This is a genomic window from Paraburkholderia sp. BR10954 (genome assembly GCF_040965775.1).
Taxonomy (GTDB): Bacteria; Pseudomonadota; Gammaproteobacteria; order Burkholderiales; family Burkholderiaceae; genus Paraburkholderia; species Paraburkholderia youngii.
Map to the genome: position 1 here is coordinate 1 of NZ_JBFRCK010000263.1, position 337 is coordinate 337.

The following is a 337-nucleotide window of genomic DNA, read 5'->3' on the forward strand; positions in this document are numbered from 1 at the left end:
AACTCGAAGAAACGAAAAAGGGTTTCGTTCTGCTCCCCCGCCGGTGGGTGGTCGAGCGCAGCTTTGGCTGGCTCAACCGTTTCCGGCGTCTCGCACGTGACTATGAACGGCTTCCCGAAACTCTCGCAGGGCTTCATTTCGTCGTCTTCGCAATGCTCATGCTTGTCCACGCCGTGCCAGTACTTCAAAGTTCCTAACACGCTCTAGTGGGGGGACGCTAGAATGCGCGTCTGACGAACCGGTACTGACCCGATGATGAAGAAGGCACCGACGCCACGAACGGCCCTTGCCCCAGGACTTGCGAAGGTTCTGAAGCGACTGCACTATCCGCTCGATG

The 337-nt window shown here is 57.9% G+C and carries 1 protein-coding gene and 1 pseudogene; both read left to right on the forward strand.

Features of this window, described 5'->3' with window-relative positions; genetic code table 11:
• On the forward strand, nt 1-197 hold a 197-nt coding region (locus AB4Y34_RS42165; RefSeq protein WP_368719345.1), incomplete at its 5' end, for a transposase.
• Between the two features lie 58 nt (nt 198-255).
• Nucleotides 256-337, forward strand: a pseudogene (locus AB4Y34_RS42170) (IS6 family transposase); the annotation flags it as partial.